The sequence below is a fragment of the Gloeothece verrucosa PCC 7822 genome, assembly GCF_000147335.1.
Lineage (GTDB): Bacteria > Cyanobacteriota > Cyanobacteriia > Cyanobacteriales > Microcystaceae > Gloeothece > Gloeothece verrucosa.
In genome coordinates, this window is the sequence record NC_014534.1 from 214,100 (window position 1) to 228,386 (window position 14,287).

Consider the following 14,287-nt stretch of genomic DNA (forward strand, 5'->3'; position numbering starts at 1 on the left):
TACAACCCCCGATTGTATTTAGCGGGGATTGTGGGATTAAAAGCCAGTAAAATCGTTTGTAGTATAAAAAAGATAAAAGGAATTCGTACTACAATCGCGGCGTTTTTTAGCTGTTTTCGTTTGACAGTTAAGATAAGCTGCTACGCAGCTAAATTTAATAAATAGCATTGCCTTTATTTTTTAATTTACGTTCCCACTTAATAATTAATTCTCCCTCATTTAATAATTTATTTAATAAGTTTTCTAACTGCTCAACAGATTCAAAAGTTTTGTGAGCAATATATTCTTTGGCTGAATGCCAAACCAATTCAATTAAATTATAATCTGGGCTATAAGCCGGCAGGAATTCTAGTCTAATATTAGGTAATTCAGCTTCTATTTTACCTAAAATATCTTTTCTTTTATGAAAAGAAGCATTATCTAAAATAATTAATATTTTCTGCCCTCGTTTCTCGAACTCTTCAACTTTATTTCCTTGCTCGACCCATTCTTGCTTAATCAATTCATTCAGCATTTTTAAAGATTCATAAAAAGTATCAGCATTGCCTTTCTTAATAAAGTAGTTAACTCTTTTTTTGTCTGTATAACGTAATCCACCCATTACATTTACTCGTCCTCTACTTCTTTGTCCAGTTACTTTTTTACGAGTTCCTTTTTTTCCCCAACCTTTTCTTCTTATTACTCGTAAACTAAAACCGCTCTCATCCCAAAACCATAACTGAAGCTTCTCAGGTGACGTTTTTGCTATTGTTATATATTCTCTTAATTTTTCTTTAAAGGCTTTTCTTTTTTCAGGATTTTGTTTATCCTCTAGGCTGTATTTTGCCCAAATATAAACGTAATTTTTTTTTTGAAAAATTCGACTCACTTGTGAGCCACTCAGTTTTAACCCTGTCTCTTTCTCAAGATGTTCTGCTAATCGACGCGCTGTCCATCGACCAAATTCGTACCCATATTCCCAAGGCTCTTTTTCAACTACTTTTAATAATAATTCTTCATATATCTTAGTAGCTTTCCGAAAATTCCCTTCGGCTCTCCCATCTTTTAAACTGTCTAAATTATCTGGGTCTCCATGAACTGCCCAATAAGCTACTGTTGGATATGCTATTCCCAAAAATTTACTAATTTCTAGATATGTTTTTCCATCATTCATTAATAATAATATCAAAATCCTTTCTCTTGTATAAGGATTTTCACTTTCTTTTAAAGTTTTAAGCAGTTTTTCTTTTTGCTCTGGAGAAAGGTGATTTTTAGCCGGCATATCTTGAGGGTGATCGCTTATTAGTCTTATCTAAATATTATACAATATAGCTGCGTAGCAGCTTATTACAGGCGATCAATTAACCTTAAATAAATGAAATTTAAAGCCCAAAAGATCGAAGTCGGCCCTAATAGCCAACTAAAAAATATAAGCCAGTAGCTCGGATCGCCATTAGATTCTTGGGTATCTTCGGCAGCTAATAAGCCGATCCCTATCGAACTTGCAACCCACAAGAAAACCGCTATAACTTTCAACCCTAAATAAATTGATTCTAAGATTGAATTCATCATGGCTCTCGCTCAGAAACTAGAAGTTTTTTAGACAAAATCTTGATGGCTTTATCAGTAACCAGACTATTAGCCCAATCCTTTAAAATTGAGGTCGCTATTAACTTATTTTAATCTGTTTTTTTTAATTCAATAAGCTTTGACTGTACCGTACAAAAATTTACCATTATCCTGAATATATTTAGGTAATATTTAAGGATTAAAAGGGTGTAAAATTCTGTGTAGTATAAAAGGATAAAAGGAGTTTTGTACTAGATAAAAAAGTGTCAAAACCGGCGATAATCTCTTTATAATGAACAATTACGTGCCGTTTTTAGAGTATTTTTATTTGCCGTTTGATTGAGCCAATAGCTATTGCCGTATTCACTATCTAATAATACGTGCAAATTTCTGATTACAAGTTTTTGCTACTTGTTTTATTTGCCAATCCGCCTTGCTAATCGGAGTTTCAAAGCTTGTAATTCTTTCATGTCTTATTAGGGAGGAACTTCAATGTTTTACTTTTTAAATTTTCTCCCTTTTTATACTTTTTTTTTAATGAATAAATGTAAACATTCATACCGCGCCTAAGTGAGGTAGCGCGTTTAGGGAGCCGCAAAGATTGGGGGACCGAACGAGTTCCGCACTGCCGTCTAGCCTCAAAATTTAATCGTCTCCCCAATCATACTGAACTGTACAGTTTGATTTTTGGCTGTCCATTGGTCATGGTACATTGGTTCTGGTTTAAGTTTCGCATTGAGATCTAGTCTAAACTCCAGTAAATACCCATCCCACTTCCTAGGAACAGCCTAAAAGAATTCTCAAAAATAGCCGCCCCGTTTCTCTACAAACAACGCGACAACCAGTGCCCATAACTTCCCTAGCACCCAGTTATATAGCGTTTGAGATCTAATGGTACTGTCGCGTAATAGCCCAATTGTAGTAAACTTAAATAATTCACATTAGTAAATTTATGTGTAGCGCGAGAACGAATGTAAATCCTCTTAGATCGACGAATCGCTGTCAAAGCCTCAGAAACTTAAGAACAGCGATTCTAAACGAGGATTTTCATGTGGACTCCGTTCGACTCCAAAGGAGGTCCAGGGCAAACGCATCTAAATTTCAGATCCGTGAGCCAGTCAAGATCGTAGATTTTTAGTACAAATGTTGATCAATCCCTTAACTCCTTATGCCGAGGGTATTTAAAAAATTAGATGCGTTTGCCCTGATGAGCCTCCTCTATCGTGTTGATTTTGGCTTAATACAATAGTAGAGGAATGTGGGTGAAAAAATAATAGTAATTTCAAGAGGTTTAGTTAAAAGTCTGAAAAAGGAAACTCGAAAAAAATGGGTTGAGTCGTCACAAAAGACCTTTAACTCACATCTTGCACCAAGAAAATTTGATGAGAAAACGATAAGCAGCAAGTGTAGGAAGGATAAGGGGTTGAGCGTGTTCTCTATTTAAAGGCGAGAACAGATATCTAAATTTAAAAAAAATTAAAAGTGTCTCCCTCTCACTCAACTCGATTTCCTACTTTTTCTTCATCGGAAAACAAGTCTAATAAACTTTCTTCCAAACTAGAAATCGCCTTAGTTAATTCTTCAATTTGTCCTCGTCTAACCACTGCCATAACTCCATCAATGTGACCTTGACTCCCAGAAACACCTAAATGCTTAAATCGAGATAATTCTGACTTTTTGGTACTTTTAGGAAAAATCGGTTGACTAGCTTTGAGTTGATAGTACCAATAACGATATTTCTGACCTCTGGCTTGATAACGAGCCACATAGCAATCTGTGGGAGCGACTTGACCTGAGTTCTTAATGGCTGATATTTGTTGTTTCAGTTCAGAAATAGCTGATTGAATGCGCTCGGCTCTATCTGAAACATCTAATCGTATATTTTTCTTGTTCATCTTGGATTTACACAAATAAACAATCAAGATAAAATAGTTCTCTGTTTTACTTAGAGAACTAACCGATGACTTCTACTTTACCTCAAACTGAAGAACTTATCTCTTCTCTATCTCAATTGATGCCCACTATCTATCAACAAGAGACTTTTGAATCTCTCATCGCTTTATTTCTCGAAAGTCAAAGCAAAGTTCCCCATCATTGTACCACCAAGTCAGAGAGTGCTATCAGTCGTTTTCTTAACCACTATAACTGGCCAACTCGTTCTTTGATTCGCCGTTGTCGTTCCTCTATTCTTCAATTGATACTTACTCAAAGAGGTCAAGGGCGCAAACCCATTTAACAGGTGATTGTTGACTTAACAACCCTTGAAAAAGTTGGGAAGTTTTCTAATTTTAAAGACTTAATTCGGGTCTATAATCATAAACGAGGGCTGCATCTAGTTGTCCTCTATCTAGTCTGGGGTAATTGGCGAATTCCTTGGACTTTCCGAGTTTATCGAGGTAAAGGGACTCTTTCTCCCTCTAAGTTGGCTTCTAAGTTATTGAAAAACCTTCCTTCTATATTAATCGAGAATTTTGAGATTTATGTGTTAGGTGATACCGCTTTTGGGACAGTAGATTTACTTTCTCAGATTCGCACGCTTATGGGTAAATCTTATGCCATTATGGGCATCAGTAAAACTCGGACTTTACAAGATGGAAGAAAAGTCTCTGATTGAAAAACTAAGGGGCAACAAGTCTATTTAAACAAGTTAGATTTTCCCGTTTTTGTCTCATGGGTTTGGTTAAAGAGAGATGGGAAACGAATTAAACGGTTTGTGATTTCTACTAAACCAATGAAAGGGAAAACAATTACTCGATGGGGTAAACGACGGTGGCAGATTGAGGGATTTTTTAAGACCGTTAAGTATCAGTTTAGCATCGCTCGTTTTGGACAAAAGACCTTGTTGGGTGTTTATCGTTGGATTATTCTTTCTTTGATTTCTTATTTCTTAGCTTATTGGATTTATTTACATTTAAGCAAGTCGGAAGATTTACACTGGTCTTACTATGCAAAACAGGCTTTAATTTTATTGCTTCCTCATATTTTTTGTCTATCTCTTTTAAAAGAATTAGAGTTACTTATTCCTTGGTTAGAAAAGCAAGGTTTTGAACTTTGTCTGCTCAGGTGCAAGATGTGAGTTTAAAATTAGAACAGAGGAACTCGATTTCTTCGGATGGGAGTAACGATTATGAAGGTAACACCAGTGGGCAATACTTATGTGGATTGGCTGATTGAATTGACGGCTTCTGAAAAAAAATGGGTAGAAGGAGCTTTAAAAAAAGCTCTCAAAGAATTTCCCAACATTAACCATGACGGTCTAGAAAACTGGAAATTTCGGGGCGAATTGTTTGATCTAGAACTGCCGCTAACAATGGCAAGAATTTTGTACTGTAAGGAATTTATCGAGCAATGCGGAATTATTAAAACTCCTACCCTCAGCAGTTATCAATTAAAGCATGATTGCGAAAAGTGGGCCTCAATGTATATTACCAATGGGTCAATGTGTGTAGCGGCCATAGGATTAGGTGCGCCAATGCGTCCAGTCGTCATGGGGAGTACCAACGGACTGATCGCCATATCTAGAGCCGGATTGAAAAAATTTAAACAGAAAATGGCAAGCTCTATAGCTTGAGCCAAAATATGACCAAGTGCTGGGTCGTTTACCTAGAAGCGGCGATCCCTTCGTGGCGCTGCGCGTTCGCGCACGGGAATCACTACTATCCGAGTAGGGAAGACCTATTCGAATTGTGCGTCATAAATCGGGAATAATAATAGTATCGAGCGATGAGACAGATATTGATGACAACTTCTGGGTTCAAAATTTGTGAAGTATTAGGTTTTGAGCGACAAGTGCTAATGGTGTTCTACACACCGGCACTTGGTTATCAATTTAGGGTTTTAAGAGAAGATGGGTCAGTCGAAGGTACTCAAGAACTTTATCCCTCGTTTGAGATGGCCATGAAAGTAGCTAGGCAATCTCTGACATCTAGGCTAGTGTAACCAGGGTAGTTGTGCCAAGGGGTAAGCTATCAACTTCCCCTGGCAACCCGCTAAAATATCCTCGAATCGGAATAAAACAGGAATTTGCCCAGTTTTTAGTCCGATTTTTCGCTCTTTATGGGCAGGAGGAGGAAAAGTTTACCTTACCAACCAACTCCCGCACTGATTAACTCTGCCACCCAATAACGCTTTGAGGCAATAGCTATTGTCAAAGCTTCTATTGCCATTGTGCAGCGAACATCGTGTGGCGCGTCGCCAATCACGTAAAATCGATCATCAAATTCAAGATTTGAATTATTCTAAATACAGAAGCCGTTTTAGCCAATAATCATCATGAGAGCGCTTTTAAGCAATGAATATCAGGGTAATGTAAATTAATCAAAGAAGTTGGGAATACTAAGAGACCAATACTTAATGAGGGGCGTAGTACGCCATCAAATTGTTTAGCCATTTGCCCGCAGCAACTAGATAGAGCCTAATCTAAAACTCATTGAGTAAAACTTTAATTTTTATTGTTAATATTATACATAGAACAATCGTTTTTTAATTCGATGAAGCTACCTTATGGGAATCTAGTTGACCGGCAACAAATAATCGATAAGCTAACAACTTATTCTTTGAACTTTGAGCATAAAGAGGGAAAACATAAAGCTCGTCTTTTTAGGGACCAATTGGGAATCGTTTTAGAAAATCAAGAAATTCTTCTTACGGCTCTGCTCCAAGCAGCAATAAATAAAGAATTAATGTACCAAACAACCAGCGAGTATGGGAATAAATACGTGATTGATTTTAATTTAACAACGGAGGTAGGAACATCTATAATTAGAAGTTGTTGGATTATTCGCATTGGTGAAGTTTATCCAAGGCTGATAACGGTTTATCCAATCGATTAAGGAGAATGATGAAGATGGTTCAAATTCAACTACATGATACAGTTGCCCTGGTTGAAGATACAAAAACTCAACGATTCATGACGGAACAAGAAATTATCTTACGTCGGGGACAAGTAGGAACGGTTGTGGAAAAATATAAAGATGGAGAAGCATTTGAAGTTGAGTTTTCTGATGATAAGGGACAAACGTATGCTCTGTTAACTGTTAAATCGGAAAAGCTAATGCCTCTTTTTTATAATTTATCGGTAGTGGGTTAAATCTGTGGATCACTAAAAAATTCGGTAGTGTTATAGATCTATAATAGTGGCTTCTTCTTTTTGCCTATACCGTTCCTGCTAGGAGATACGCATTGACAGAATGACACAGTTATGGGTAATATTACTTTTCCCCTAGCGCTCACTGGAGAAACCCCATAAGACAGCAAACTAAGCCAAGCACGGCCAAATGTGACCTAGATATTTACACGAATTATTTAATTGCCGAGCCTAAATGGAGCGGTTGTTCTCGTTTAGGGCAAATTATGGATATATCTCATGACAGTGCTAATCGTTTTTTACTTAGAGAAAATTATGAACCCAAAGATTTATTTGATGAAGTCAAAAAATTTATTAATTTAACAGGAGGAACATTAAGTGCTGATGATACAATTATTGAAAAGCTGTACAGTAATCCATCGTCATGTAAATTAATAGGCTATTATTGGTCAGGCAAACATAAAAAAGTAATTAAAGGTATTAATTTAATTACTGTATATTATACGGATTTAAATGGAAATTCAGTTCCAATTAATTATCGTCTTTATGATAAAGAGGAGGGAAAAACGAAAAATGAATATTTAAAAGAAATGATAGAAGAAGTGCTTGAGTGGGGAATTGTGCCTAAAACAATCACGACAGATAGTTGGTATTCTTCTAAAAATAATTTAAAGTTTTTTAAAGACAAGAAACTAGATTTTTTAGTAGGAATAGCTAAAAATAGACAAGTAAAAGTTTTGGGTGGCAAATTCTGTAAAGTAGAGCAGTTAGAGATTCCAGAAGATGGACTTAAAGTTTATTTAAAAGAATTTGGTTGGGTAAAAGTATTTCAAAGGGTTTTCAAAAACGAAAAGCCTCGGTATTACTTAATCTATCAAACTGAAGAGTCAGAGTCAGATAATAAACTTTTAACAAGAAATCAATTGCGCTATTTATGTTCAATTCATTGGGGAATTGAATGTTATCATAGAGCTTTAAAACAATTATGCGGCTTAAATAAATTTTTAGTCAGAACTTCCCAATCTATAGCTACTCATATTTTCTGTTCTTTAAGAGCTTTTTGCCAACTAGAATTAATGAGGATTCAAGAAACAATCTTTACTTGGTATGAAGTTCAACGAGAGCTTTATCTTAAAGTTGCTAGAGAGTTTATTCTTAAGCGCTTAGAAGAAAAAAATACTTTAGCCGCATAAGTTTATTTTTCTGTCAATGCGTAACTCCTATAAGTAAGGCAGCCCCTGTCATAGAAGAACCGCTATCAATTTCTTGTTGCCAGAATTCAATAGCTTGAATGAGATTACCGCGTTCATAAGACTCTTGCCCTTTCTGCCAATAAGCTTGAGCTATTCCTTTTAGCGGAAAACAAGCGAGAAATAAGAATGATATAATAACCCGAATAATTACTTTTGGCATAAGTTTTTTAGATGAAATTGTTGAGGTTAAGATTTTTGGGAAATTTTTTTTGGGCGATTTTTATCGGATTTTTGTTGATGAGTTGGGAATTACCTCTTTGTCCAGTTAATCCTCCTAACCGAGAGCAGCGCAATAGAAGCCAAAGAAGAAATACGCAATCACAACAGACGCTCGAAAGTGGGAAAAAGTGGGGGCAGGGAATGCGAGGTTGTCCGTATATTGTGGGAAAGCTTGCTATTTTAGGAGCAGAAGGAGAAAGCACCTATTTTTTAAATACTGGAAAAGAAAACCCTATAGTAGTGTACCAAATAATTTCAGATAACCCCGAAAATTTTGTCATCACACTTACTGAAGTGAGGGGGAAATTTGAACGTTTATTAATTTATGAAAAAAAATTAGTGGTTCAAGGAAATAAATATTTGTTAATACAGCTTCCTAGTTTGAAACAACAACAACAGTATGAGTTATCGGCGGCAATTTTATGTGAAGGTAAAGCCGCTTATGGAACAACACTTGATGTTTGGGTGAACCGAGTTGAGGAAATTACCTCTTTTGATCAATTAGTGGAAAAAATAACTAAAGATGAGAAATTTGAAGCCCTTCAAATTAACTAAAGCTAATTTAAGTATTTTAATCGGCCTAGGACTAAGCTTGGTAATTATTGGTTTAAGAATGTTGGGAATTTTCCAGGGATGGGAATTACATCTAATCGATTTTTACTTTAATCTAAAGCCCATTGAAAAGGTGGATGAACGCATTATATTAGTGGGTGTAACTGAAAAAGATATCGACAAACTACAAGCTAACCGGCTTTCTGATCTGTATCTGACAAAATTAATTAAAAAAATTGAATCAGGCAAACCAGTAGCTATAGGTTTAGACATTTACCGAGATCATCCAGTAGCTCCAAGTTATCAAGAATTATTTGAATTATCTAAACAAGGTATTGATATATTTAAAACTTATCCAATCCCCCCAGGGCATGAAGATTTTATTAATTTATTTAAAGAAAATGCAAATTTATTTTCTATTGGCAAATTTTTGGGAATAAAAGATGACCCGGATTTTGATAAGATTAAGCCTCCTCCTATTCCACAAACTCAACAAACCGGAAGCGAGGCAAGCATTGACTCTGATGGGTTTCAAAGACTGGCTTATTTGTGGCCTGTAACAAACCCTCCCTACGTAAAATCATTAGCCTGGGCTTTGGCAGAATTTTATTTGAAGCAAAAAGGAATACTAATAAAATTAGATGAGCAAGGAGAAAATTTAAGAATTCAGGATAAAACTTTTTATGTTTTTAATAATTATTCAGGTCCTTATACTAAAGCTGACGATGCTGGCTACCAAATTTTAGTCAACTGGCGTAAAGCCAAGTTTAAAGTCGTTTCTATAACTGATGTGATAGAGGGAAAAGTTGCAGAACAAAATTTCCGTGATCGCCTTGTTTTCGTGGGTGCTTACGCTCCTAGTTTGAAAGATCAGTTTTTAACACCTCTAAGTCGAACAAGCGAAAGCGGTTCCCCTCGACGACTGCATGGTATTGAGATCCAGGCACAGGTATCCAGCCAAATTCTCAGTACCGTTTTTGATAATAATCCTTCAATAACAGTATGGACAGAACCTTGGATTTCAGCTTGGATTTGTCTATGGGGATTGGCAGGAGTAATTTGTGTTCTTCGCTTTGGTGCAGAGAAATTAATTCAAATATCAAGTTATCTTTTAGGAGCTACTATTTTGCTGTTTATAGTTGGTTTTGCCACCTTTTTACAAGGTCATTGGATTTCAGTAGTTCCTGCGGTCTTGGCAATTCTTTTAAGCGGAGCAAGTACCTTGGCGCTAGACAGTTACTGGCAAATTATCGCGTTGAATCAAAGATTGGAAAACCAATTAGATAAACAGAGAGCTTACCGAATATTGGCTATATTGGGAAATGATTTAGCTCAAAATTTAGTTACTCCTTTTTGTTATTTGCAAAATTCCTTTAGTAGCCTCAAAAATCTTGAAGAAAATATAAGCAAAATCTTTTTTAGGCTACCTGATCCAGAATTAAAACAAAAAGCCATTAGCCAGTCAGCTAAGTTATTGTTCATAACTCAACAACAAAAAGAACAATTAGATAAAATTAGATTTAATTTAGGAATGTCGATTCCCCATTTGGAAGGGTTACTTCAAAATGATTTTTTAGAGCTAGGGCAGTATTCTCTTTCTATCGCTGAATTATTAGAACGATTGATTAATAATTCAGCTTCAGTTTTTTATGAGTGTTATCAGCTAGATTTAAAATCAATACTGAAAATCCAAGTTTCTTTAACTGGGTTTAAAATTTATGATCCGATGAATTTTTTAGTCAGTATTTATGTAATTCTAGACGAAATTTTTAAAGCCGGGCGAGTTATTCAAAACCGAAAAAATTTTTCAATAACAATTCTTGATAAAGCGGAAAAGGAGAATTACATAATTTTTATTATCACTGACTGTATTTATGATTACAAAAGCCTCGCTTTATTGTTGGCTGTAGAAGACAGATTAAATCAATATCAGGGATTAATCAGCCAAATGTTGTCTCAAAATGTATATTGCTGGAAAATACAATTACCCCTTTCAGACGGGCTAATGTTTTAGCTAATTGAATTAATTCTGCTTCATCTTTTTTTCCTTTACTGGCACGATAAAACCATGATAGCGTAAGGACAAAAGAGCCAAACTGAATTAAGAGTTCCTTTTTTCGATACCTTAACCTAAAAAAATCTAGACAGGAAACCGCTCACTATTAAAAATTCACTGGCCGCGATGCTAGATAAAGCCACAACCGTTGAGAATGAGAAATTTTTTGTCTTGCTGTATTTTAAACGGTTTATATTTAGGGTTGGGTTAAGGAAACTTTCTCAGAACATTGTATTTTAGCGTCAATCCCTCTATTTTCTAAAAAAGTTTGGGTTTTGTGATTTCATTCTCCTAAAAGCGTTTGTCTCGTTCCTTTCTTATTGGCATACTGCTTATCGAGCCAAGGAAGAAGATCTCGCGGTAGTTTCTTGGCTTTAACTAAAGCTGGCTCGGTCAACCATTGCTCCTCGCTAACGCCAATGGTTGAAAGCCAGTGATGACAAGCTTTTGTGTTCTTACCAAAGCCGTATCGACGGGCTAAGTAGCTGATGCCGATGCCATCGTACTTCTCAATTGCCCGGCCAAACTGATCTACAGTAACTAACGTTTCGGCCTTCTCTGTCTTAGTAACGATCGCTTCGGGTTTGCCCAGGATTAAAGCGACCATTTCAGTTCCGTGTAAAGTAGCAATAGCCTGAGTGGTTATGAGTAGTCGCTCTTGTGTTTTAGCCAGTTCGACCTCTAGTTTAAGCTTTTCTATTTCTTGCGCTTGGGCGGGAATAATTTCGATGGCCTGTTTGGCAATCCGTTCACACTCAAGGAAATAACGACGGATTTCTTTACCTTTTTGGGTTCCTGCCATCATCCCCAAGGATTTTAAGCAATCGACTGTAAGTCTTATCTGTTCTCGGTTATAGCCACCTCGCCCTGATTGCTTAACCGTTTGGTTAAGCAAAACTTGGTAGTCAATTTCTGGTTCAAAATTATTGAGTAACTTGTTTTTTGCTTTTTGCTTAGTGCTGTAACCGATCCAGTTCCAAGCTTCCTCAAAATCAACGGGAAATTCGTCCTTTGATTCGATTAAAGTTATAGCTAACTGTTGAGAAAATTCCATAGTAAGTGTTATGCTCCTATCTTATTAAAGGTGAAGGTACTCACGTTACACTTTGGTGACAACCTCAATTTGCGCGTAAACTAGCCTCATATTTTTTTAGGTGCAAAACTTAAGATTCCCCCTATAGATAAAATCTTGAGCGAAAATGAAGAGCAGGGTATATATGTAGCTCGGGTTGTATCTCAAGGATGATGCTTAAAATTTCTTAGCCCTGGGGTACCAGCCATTTTTTGTTAGTTGGCTAAGAAGTCATTTTTGGGGCAGAAACTGCGAGATATAAAGTAATTAAAGTTCGGTTATTTAATCACTATTTTGTACAGTCTCGCAGAACAAGTAAATTATTTATATCGCAACTGAAATAGTTCGATTTTTTGAAAAAGCTTAACAAATGCTTAAATCTAGTCACCAAAATTGATAGAGATTAATTAATTAAAAATTAATCTTCAATTTCAAGCCATTCAATTTTATACAATTGGTCAAAGCTACAATCTAAAGCTTCAAGCAATTTGGCGGTACTTCCCCTATCAATTCGCTCTAAAATAGCACCACTTGTTAAATTACGGATTGTAGTCATGGAAACACCACTTTTTCTATGTAACTCGGATTGATTTAAGTTTTTTTCCTCCAATATTTGTTTTAAATTACAGATAAAACGTAAATCTTTTGTCATTATTGGCAGTAGCACTCTACAACACTCCTTATTTAACTACTTGCCTAGAACAATATCAATATAGCACTATTCACAGGTATTTGTCTATACATATTGACAGCTACCTGTAAAGGTGTTAAATTAAGGGACAAGGAAAGACGATTGCTTATTAAAGCTAACCGCCTTTCCAACTACAAATATCTAATTAATTACCATAATGACACAAAATACCGAGGCTGTCACTACTCTTCATGCTGACGAGTTAACCGTTGGCGACGTAATACGTCATTTTACAGGCGATTTATGGCAAGTTGCCACCGAGCCTATATATACTCGTGCTGGTATGACGTTCAAAGTTTATGACCTATCGGTCAACACCATTGAAACTCAAACCGTTAGTTTTCATCCTCAGTGGCGTTTTGAGTTAGTTAAGTACGTTTCTGTGGAGGTAGCGGCATGACTAGACTAACCCAATACGAAGACTTTGATATTCTTGAACTGGAAAACTCGATTGAAAAAGCTTACAACGCCCAAAACACGGCTTACTGCGACAGAGAGATTCAACTCGACAAGTCCGAAAATGACTACGGACTCTATCACGTCTGGTATGGTCGCCAGTGTTTGGGGGCATTCTGCCGTTCCTTTGATGATGACTGCTGGTTGGCAACGCCATTTTATCGCAATGGGTGCTTTGGCGATTCCAGTAGCCCGTCTGCTTTTGAGACTCATGAACAAGCGCAAGAGTATATAGTGCAAGCTTACTTGGGTTGGGACAACTAGCAGGCAGAGCAACTTCCTGCTTAATTCTCGGTGCGGAGATCTCTTTTAGCACCCCAAGCCGTTGTAGAAATATGAGTTCGATTAATTTACTTTAGAGTAGAATAAAATTATTATCGAAAAAGTGTATGATGAATGGTTGGGAAAATATAAGGCAAAAATTCGGAGCAAAATCTTGATTAGGTATAATTATTAATGGCTTTTAATTGGGAAGATTATTTAACTCTGGCTAATAAAATATCTGAAGAAACTTTAACGTCACCGTGTGTTGATTTTCGCTCAGACTCTAACAAAGAGAGCGCAAAATCATTTATATTTTTTGCATTCCTTTTCAGAAGCTTCTCTTACAATCTTGGCATTTTCCACTAATTCATCAGTGTTTAAATTTCTAAATTAAACCTTACGATTATATTTTTTGCTCATTTTTTTGAGAAATTTATTATCTTCTCGTAATAAAATTTTTTGATAACATTGTTCATATTTCAGTTATAGTATTTAACTATCTTTTCTAAAGTTTACTTTTCTAAGACTGAGTATTCCTGAAATATAAATCCTAAAAGCTTATCGCTGCTCGATTTTCGCTCTCAAAGACTAAAGACGGGCTGAATTTTCCAAAATATTAACGAAAGAAAAATACGTTTTTTTCCCTTAAGTAGTATTAAATTTTTTTTAATCTTAACTTTCTTGAAATTAATATTGTTGAGCAAAAGGGCAAACCAATTTTGTAAAGATTATTCAACAGTTGCCAAGCAGAAACGGGATTGCTAACATTGGATAATCTCCACAAACTAACTAACCTCTAGCAGAAGGCTGTTTATTTCTTAGCCTTCTTGGCCTGCTCTGCTTGATATAACTCTATTACTTCATCCAAATCAATATAAACAATTTGATCCTCTGTGGCCATGTTAGCTTCCCACTCATCTTGATCAAGCCCACCCCATTCGGGTCTGGTAATCACTGGGTCGGGTTCACGCTCAAGCTTAGGTTGATAGAGGTCGATCGGATCAACTAACCCTTCTGAAATCGCTTCCTCGTCGGAGAGTCCGTAGCGCATAGATTCTAATACATCTTCTGGCAAATTTTGCTTCATCTT

18 protein-coding genes and 2 pseudogenes are annotated in these 14,287 nt (G+C 36.2%); 12 read left to right on the forward strand and 8 right to left on the reverse strand.

Going from position 1 to position 14,287, the window contains the following annotated elements:
• Positions 1-154 precede the first annotated feature (154 nt).
• From CYAN7822_RS31225 to CYAN7822_RS31240, 4 genes and pseudogenes are all read right to left on the reverse strand, one after another.
• On the reverse strand, positions 155-1,261 hold the full coding sequence (locus tag CYAN7822_RS31225) for an IS630 family transposase (protein ID WP_013334924.1): 1,107 nt from the start codon (positions 1,259-1,261) through the stop codon (positions 155-157).
• 65 nt (positions 1,262-1,326) lie between these two features.
• On the reverse strand, positions 1,327-1,551 hold the full coding sequence (locus tag CYAN7822_RS31230) for a hypothetical protein (protein ID WP_013334925.1): 225 nt from the start codon (positions 1,549-1,551) through the stop codon (positions 1,327-1,329).
• A gap of 323 nt (positions 1,552-1,874) precedes the next feature.
• Positions 1,875-2,025: pseudogene (locus tag CYAN7822_RS40280) on the reverse strand (NF041680 family putative transposase); the annotation flags it as partial.
• A 1,016-nt stretch (positions 2,026-3,041) separates the two neighbouring features.
• Complete coding sequence (locus CYAN7822_RS31240; protein WP_013334926.1) at positions 3,042-3,443, reverse strand: hypothetical protein; 402 nt, start codon at positions 3,441-3,443, stop codon at positions 3,042-3,044.
• Between the two features lie 65 nt (positions 3,444-3,508).
• Here CYAN7822_RS31240 and CYAN7822_RS39855 point away from each other — a divergent pair, with 65 nt between their 5' ends.
• From CYAN7822_RS39855 to CYAN7822_RS31280, 8 genes and pseudogenes are all read left to right on the forward strand, one after another.
• Entirely contained in the window at positions 3,509-3,784 is a 276-nt protein-coding gene (locus CYAN7822_RS39855; RefSeq protein ID WP_063820761.1) for a hypothetical protein, read from the forward strand.
• A gap of 3 nt (positions 3,785-3,787) precedes the next feature.
• Positions 3,788-4,162 carry a hypothetical protein gene (locus CYAN7822_RS39860; RefSeq protein WP_041934254.1) on the forward strand — a complete coding sequence of 125 codons (375 nt, stop codon included), beginning with the start codon at positions 3,788-3,790 and terminating at the stop codon, positions 4,160-4,162.
• 84 nt (positions 4,163-4,246) lie between these two features.
• Positions 4,247-4,624, forward strand: a pseudogene (locus CYAN7822_RS39865) (transposase); the annotation flags it as partial.
• A 51-nt stretch (positions 4,625-4,675) separates the two neighbouring features.
• Positions 4,676-5,119: a hypothetical protein gene (locus CYAN7822_RS31260; RefSeq protein ID WP_013334927.1), complete on the forward strand. Its 444-nt coding sequence runs from the start codon at positions 4,676-4,678 to the stop codon at positions 5,117-5,119.
• A gap of 167 nt (positions 5,120-5,286) precedes the next feature.
• Positions 5,287-5,487, forward strand: a complete 201-nt coding sequence (locus tag CYAN7822_RS31265; RefSeq protein WP_013334928.1) for a hypothetical protein — start codon at positions 5,287-5,289, stop codon at positions 5,485-5,487.
• Positions 5,488-6,038: 551 nt separating this feature from the next.
• Complete coding sequence (locus tag CYAN7822_RS31270; RefSeq protein ID WP_013334929.1) at positions 6,039-6,380, forward strand: DUF6883 domain-containing protein; 342 nt, start codon at positions 6,039-6,041, stop codon at positions 6,378-6,380.
• A 14-nt stretch (positions 6,381-6,394) separates the two neighbouring features.
• Positions 6,395-6,637, forward strand: coding sequence for a DUF4926 domain-containing protein (locus tag CYAN7822_RS31275; protein ID WP_013334930.1), 243 nt, complete (start codon positions 6,395-6,397; stop codon positions 6,635-6,637).
• A gap of 155 nt (positions 6,638-6,792) precedes the next feature.
• Entirely contained in the window at positions 6,793-7,827 is a 1,035-nt protein-coding gene (locus CYAN7822_RS31280) for an IS701 family transposase (RefSeq protein WP_013334931.1), read from the forward strand.
• A gap of 13 nt (positions 7,828-7,840) precedes the next feature.
• On the opposite strand, the gene CYAN7822_RS31285 is transcribed toward CYAN7822_RS31280, so the two are convergent.
• On the reverse strand, positions 7,841-8,047 hold the full coding sequence (locus tag CYAN7822_RS31285; protein WP_013334932.1) for a hypothetical protein: 207 nt from the start codon (positions 8,045-8,047) through the stop codon (positions 7,841-7,843).
• 35 nt (positions 8,048-8,082) lie between these two features.
• Between CYAN7822_RS31285 and CYAN7822_RS31290 the strand changes: the two genes are divergently transcribed.
• Complete coding sequence (locus CYAN7822_RS31290; RefSeq protein WP_013334933.1) at positions 8,083-8,661, forward strand: hypothetical protein; 579 nt, start codon at positions 8,083-8,085, stop codon at positions 8,659-8,661.
• Positions 8,630-10,672: a CHASE2 domain-containing protein gene (locus tag CYAN7822_RS31295; RefSeq protein ID WP_013334934.1), complete on the forward strand. Its 2,043-nt coding sequence runs from the start codon at positions 8,630-8,632 to the stop codon at positions 10,670-10,672. The genes CYAN7822_RS31290 and CYAN7822_RS31295 overlap by 32 nt, the downstream gene beginning before the upstream one ends.
• 325 nt (positions 10,673-10,997) lie before the next feature.
• Here the strand turns inward: CYAN7822_RS31295 and CYAN7822_RS37095 are convergent, their stop codons facing one another.
• Together CYAN7822_RS37095 and CYAN7822_RS31310 are read right to left on the reverse strand one after the other, a co-directional pair.
• Positions 10,998-11,768 (reverse strand): hypothetical protein, encoded by a 771-nt coding sequence (locus CYAN7822_RS37095; RefSeq protein WP_013334935.1) that lies wholly within the window; start codon positions 11,766-11,768, stop codon positions 10,998-11,000.
• Positions 11,769-12,204: 436 nt separating this feature from the next.
• A complete protein-coding gene (locus tag CYAN7822_RS31310) occupies positions 12,205-12,438 on the reverse strand; it encodes a helix-turn-helix domain-containing protein (RefSeq protein ID WP_157871992.1) in 234 nt (77 codons plus the stop codon).
• Between the two features lie 196 nt (positions 12,439-12,634).
• On the opposite strand from CYAN7822_RS31310, the gene CYAN7822_RS31315 reads away from it, so the two are divergent.
• Positions 12,635-12,877 carry a hypothetical protein gene (locus CYAN7822_RS31315; protein ID WP_013334755.1) on the forward strand — a complete coding sequence of 81 codons (243 nt, stop codon included), beginning with the start codon at positions 12,635-12,637 and terminating at the stop codon, positions 12,875-12,877.
• Positions 12,874-13,197 (forward strand): hypothetical protein, encoded by a 324-nt coding sequence (locus CYAN7822_RS31320; protein ID WP_013334936.1) that lies wholly within the window; start codon positions 12,874-12,876, stop codon positions 13,195-13,197. The genes CYAN7822_RS31315 and CYAN7822_RS31320 overlap by 4 nt, the downstream gene beginning before the upstream one ends.
• Before the next feature lie 811 nt (positions 13,198-14,008).
• Here the strand turns inward: CYAN7822_RS31320 and CYAN7822_RS31325 are convergent.
• On the reverse strand, positions 14,009-14,284 hold the full coding sequence (locus CYAN7822_RS31325; RefSeq protein ID WP_013334937.1) for a hypothetical protein: 276 nt from the start codon (positions 14,282-14,284) through the stop codon (positions 14,009-14,011).
• Positions 14,285-14,287 lie beyond the last annotated feature (3 nt).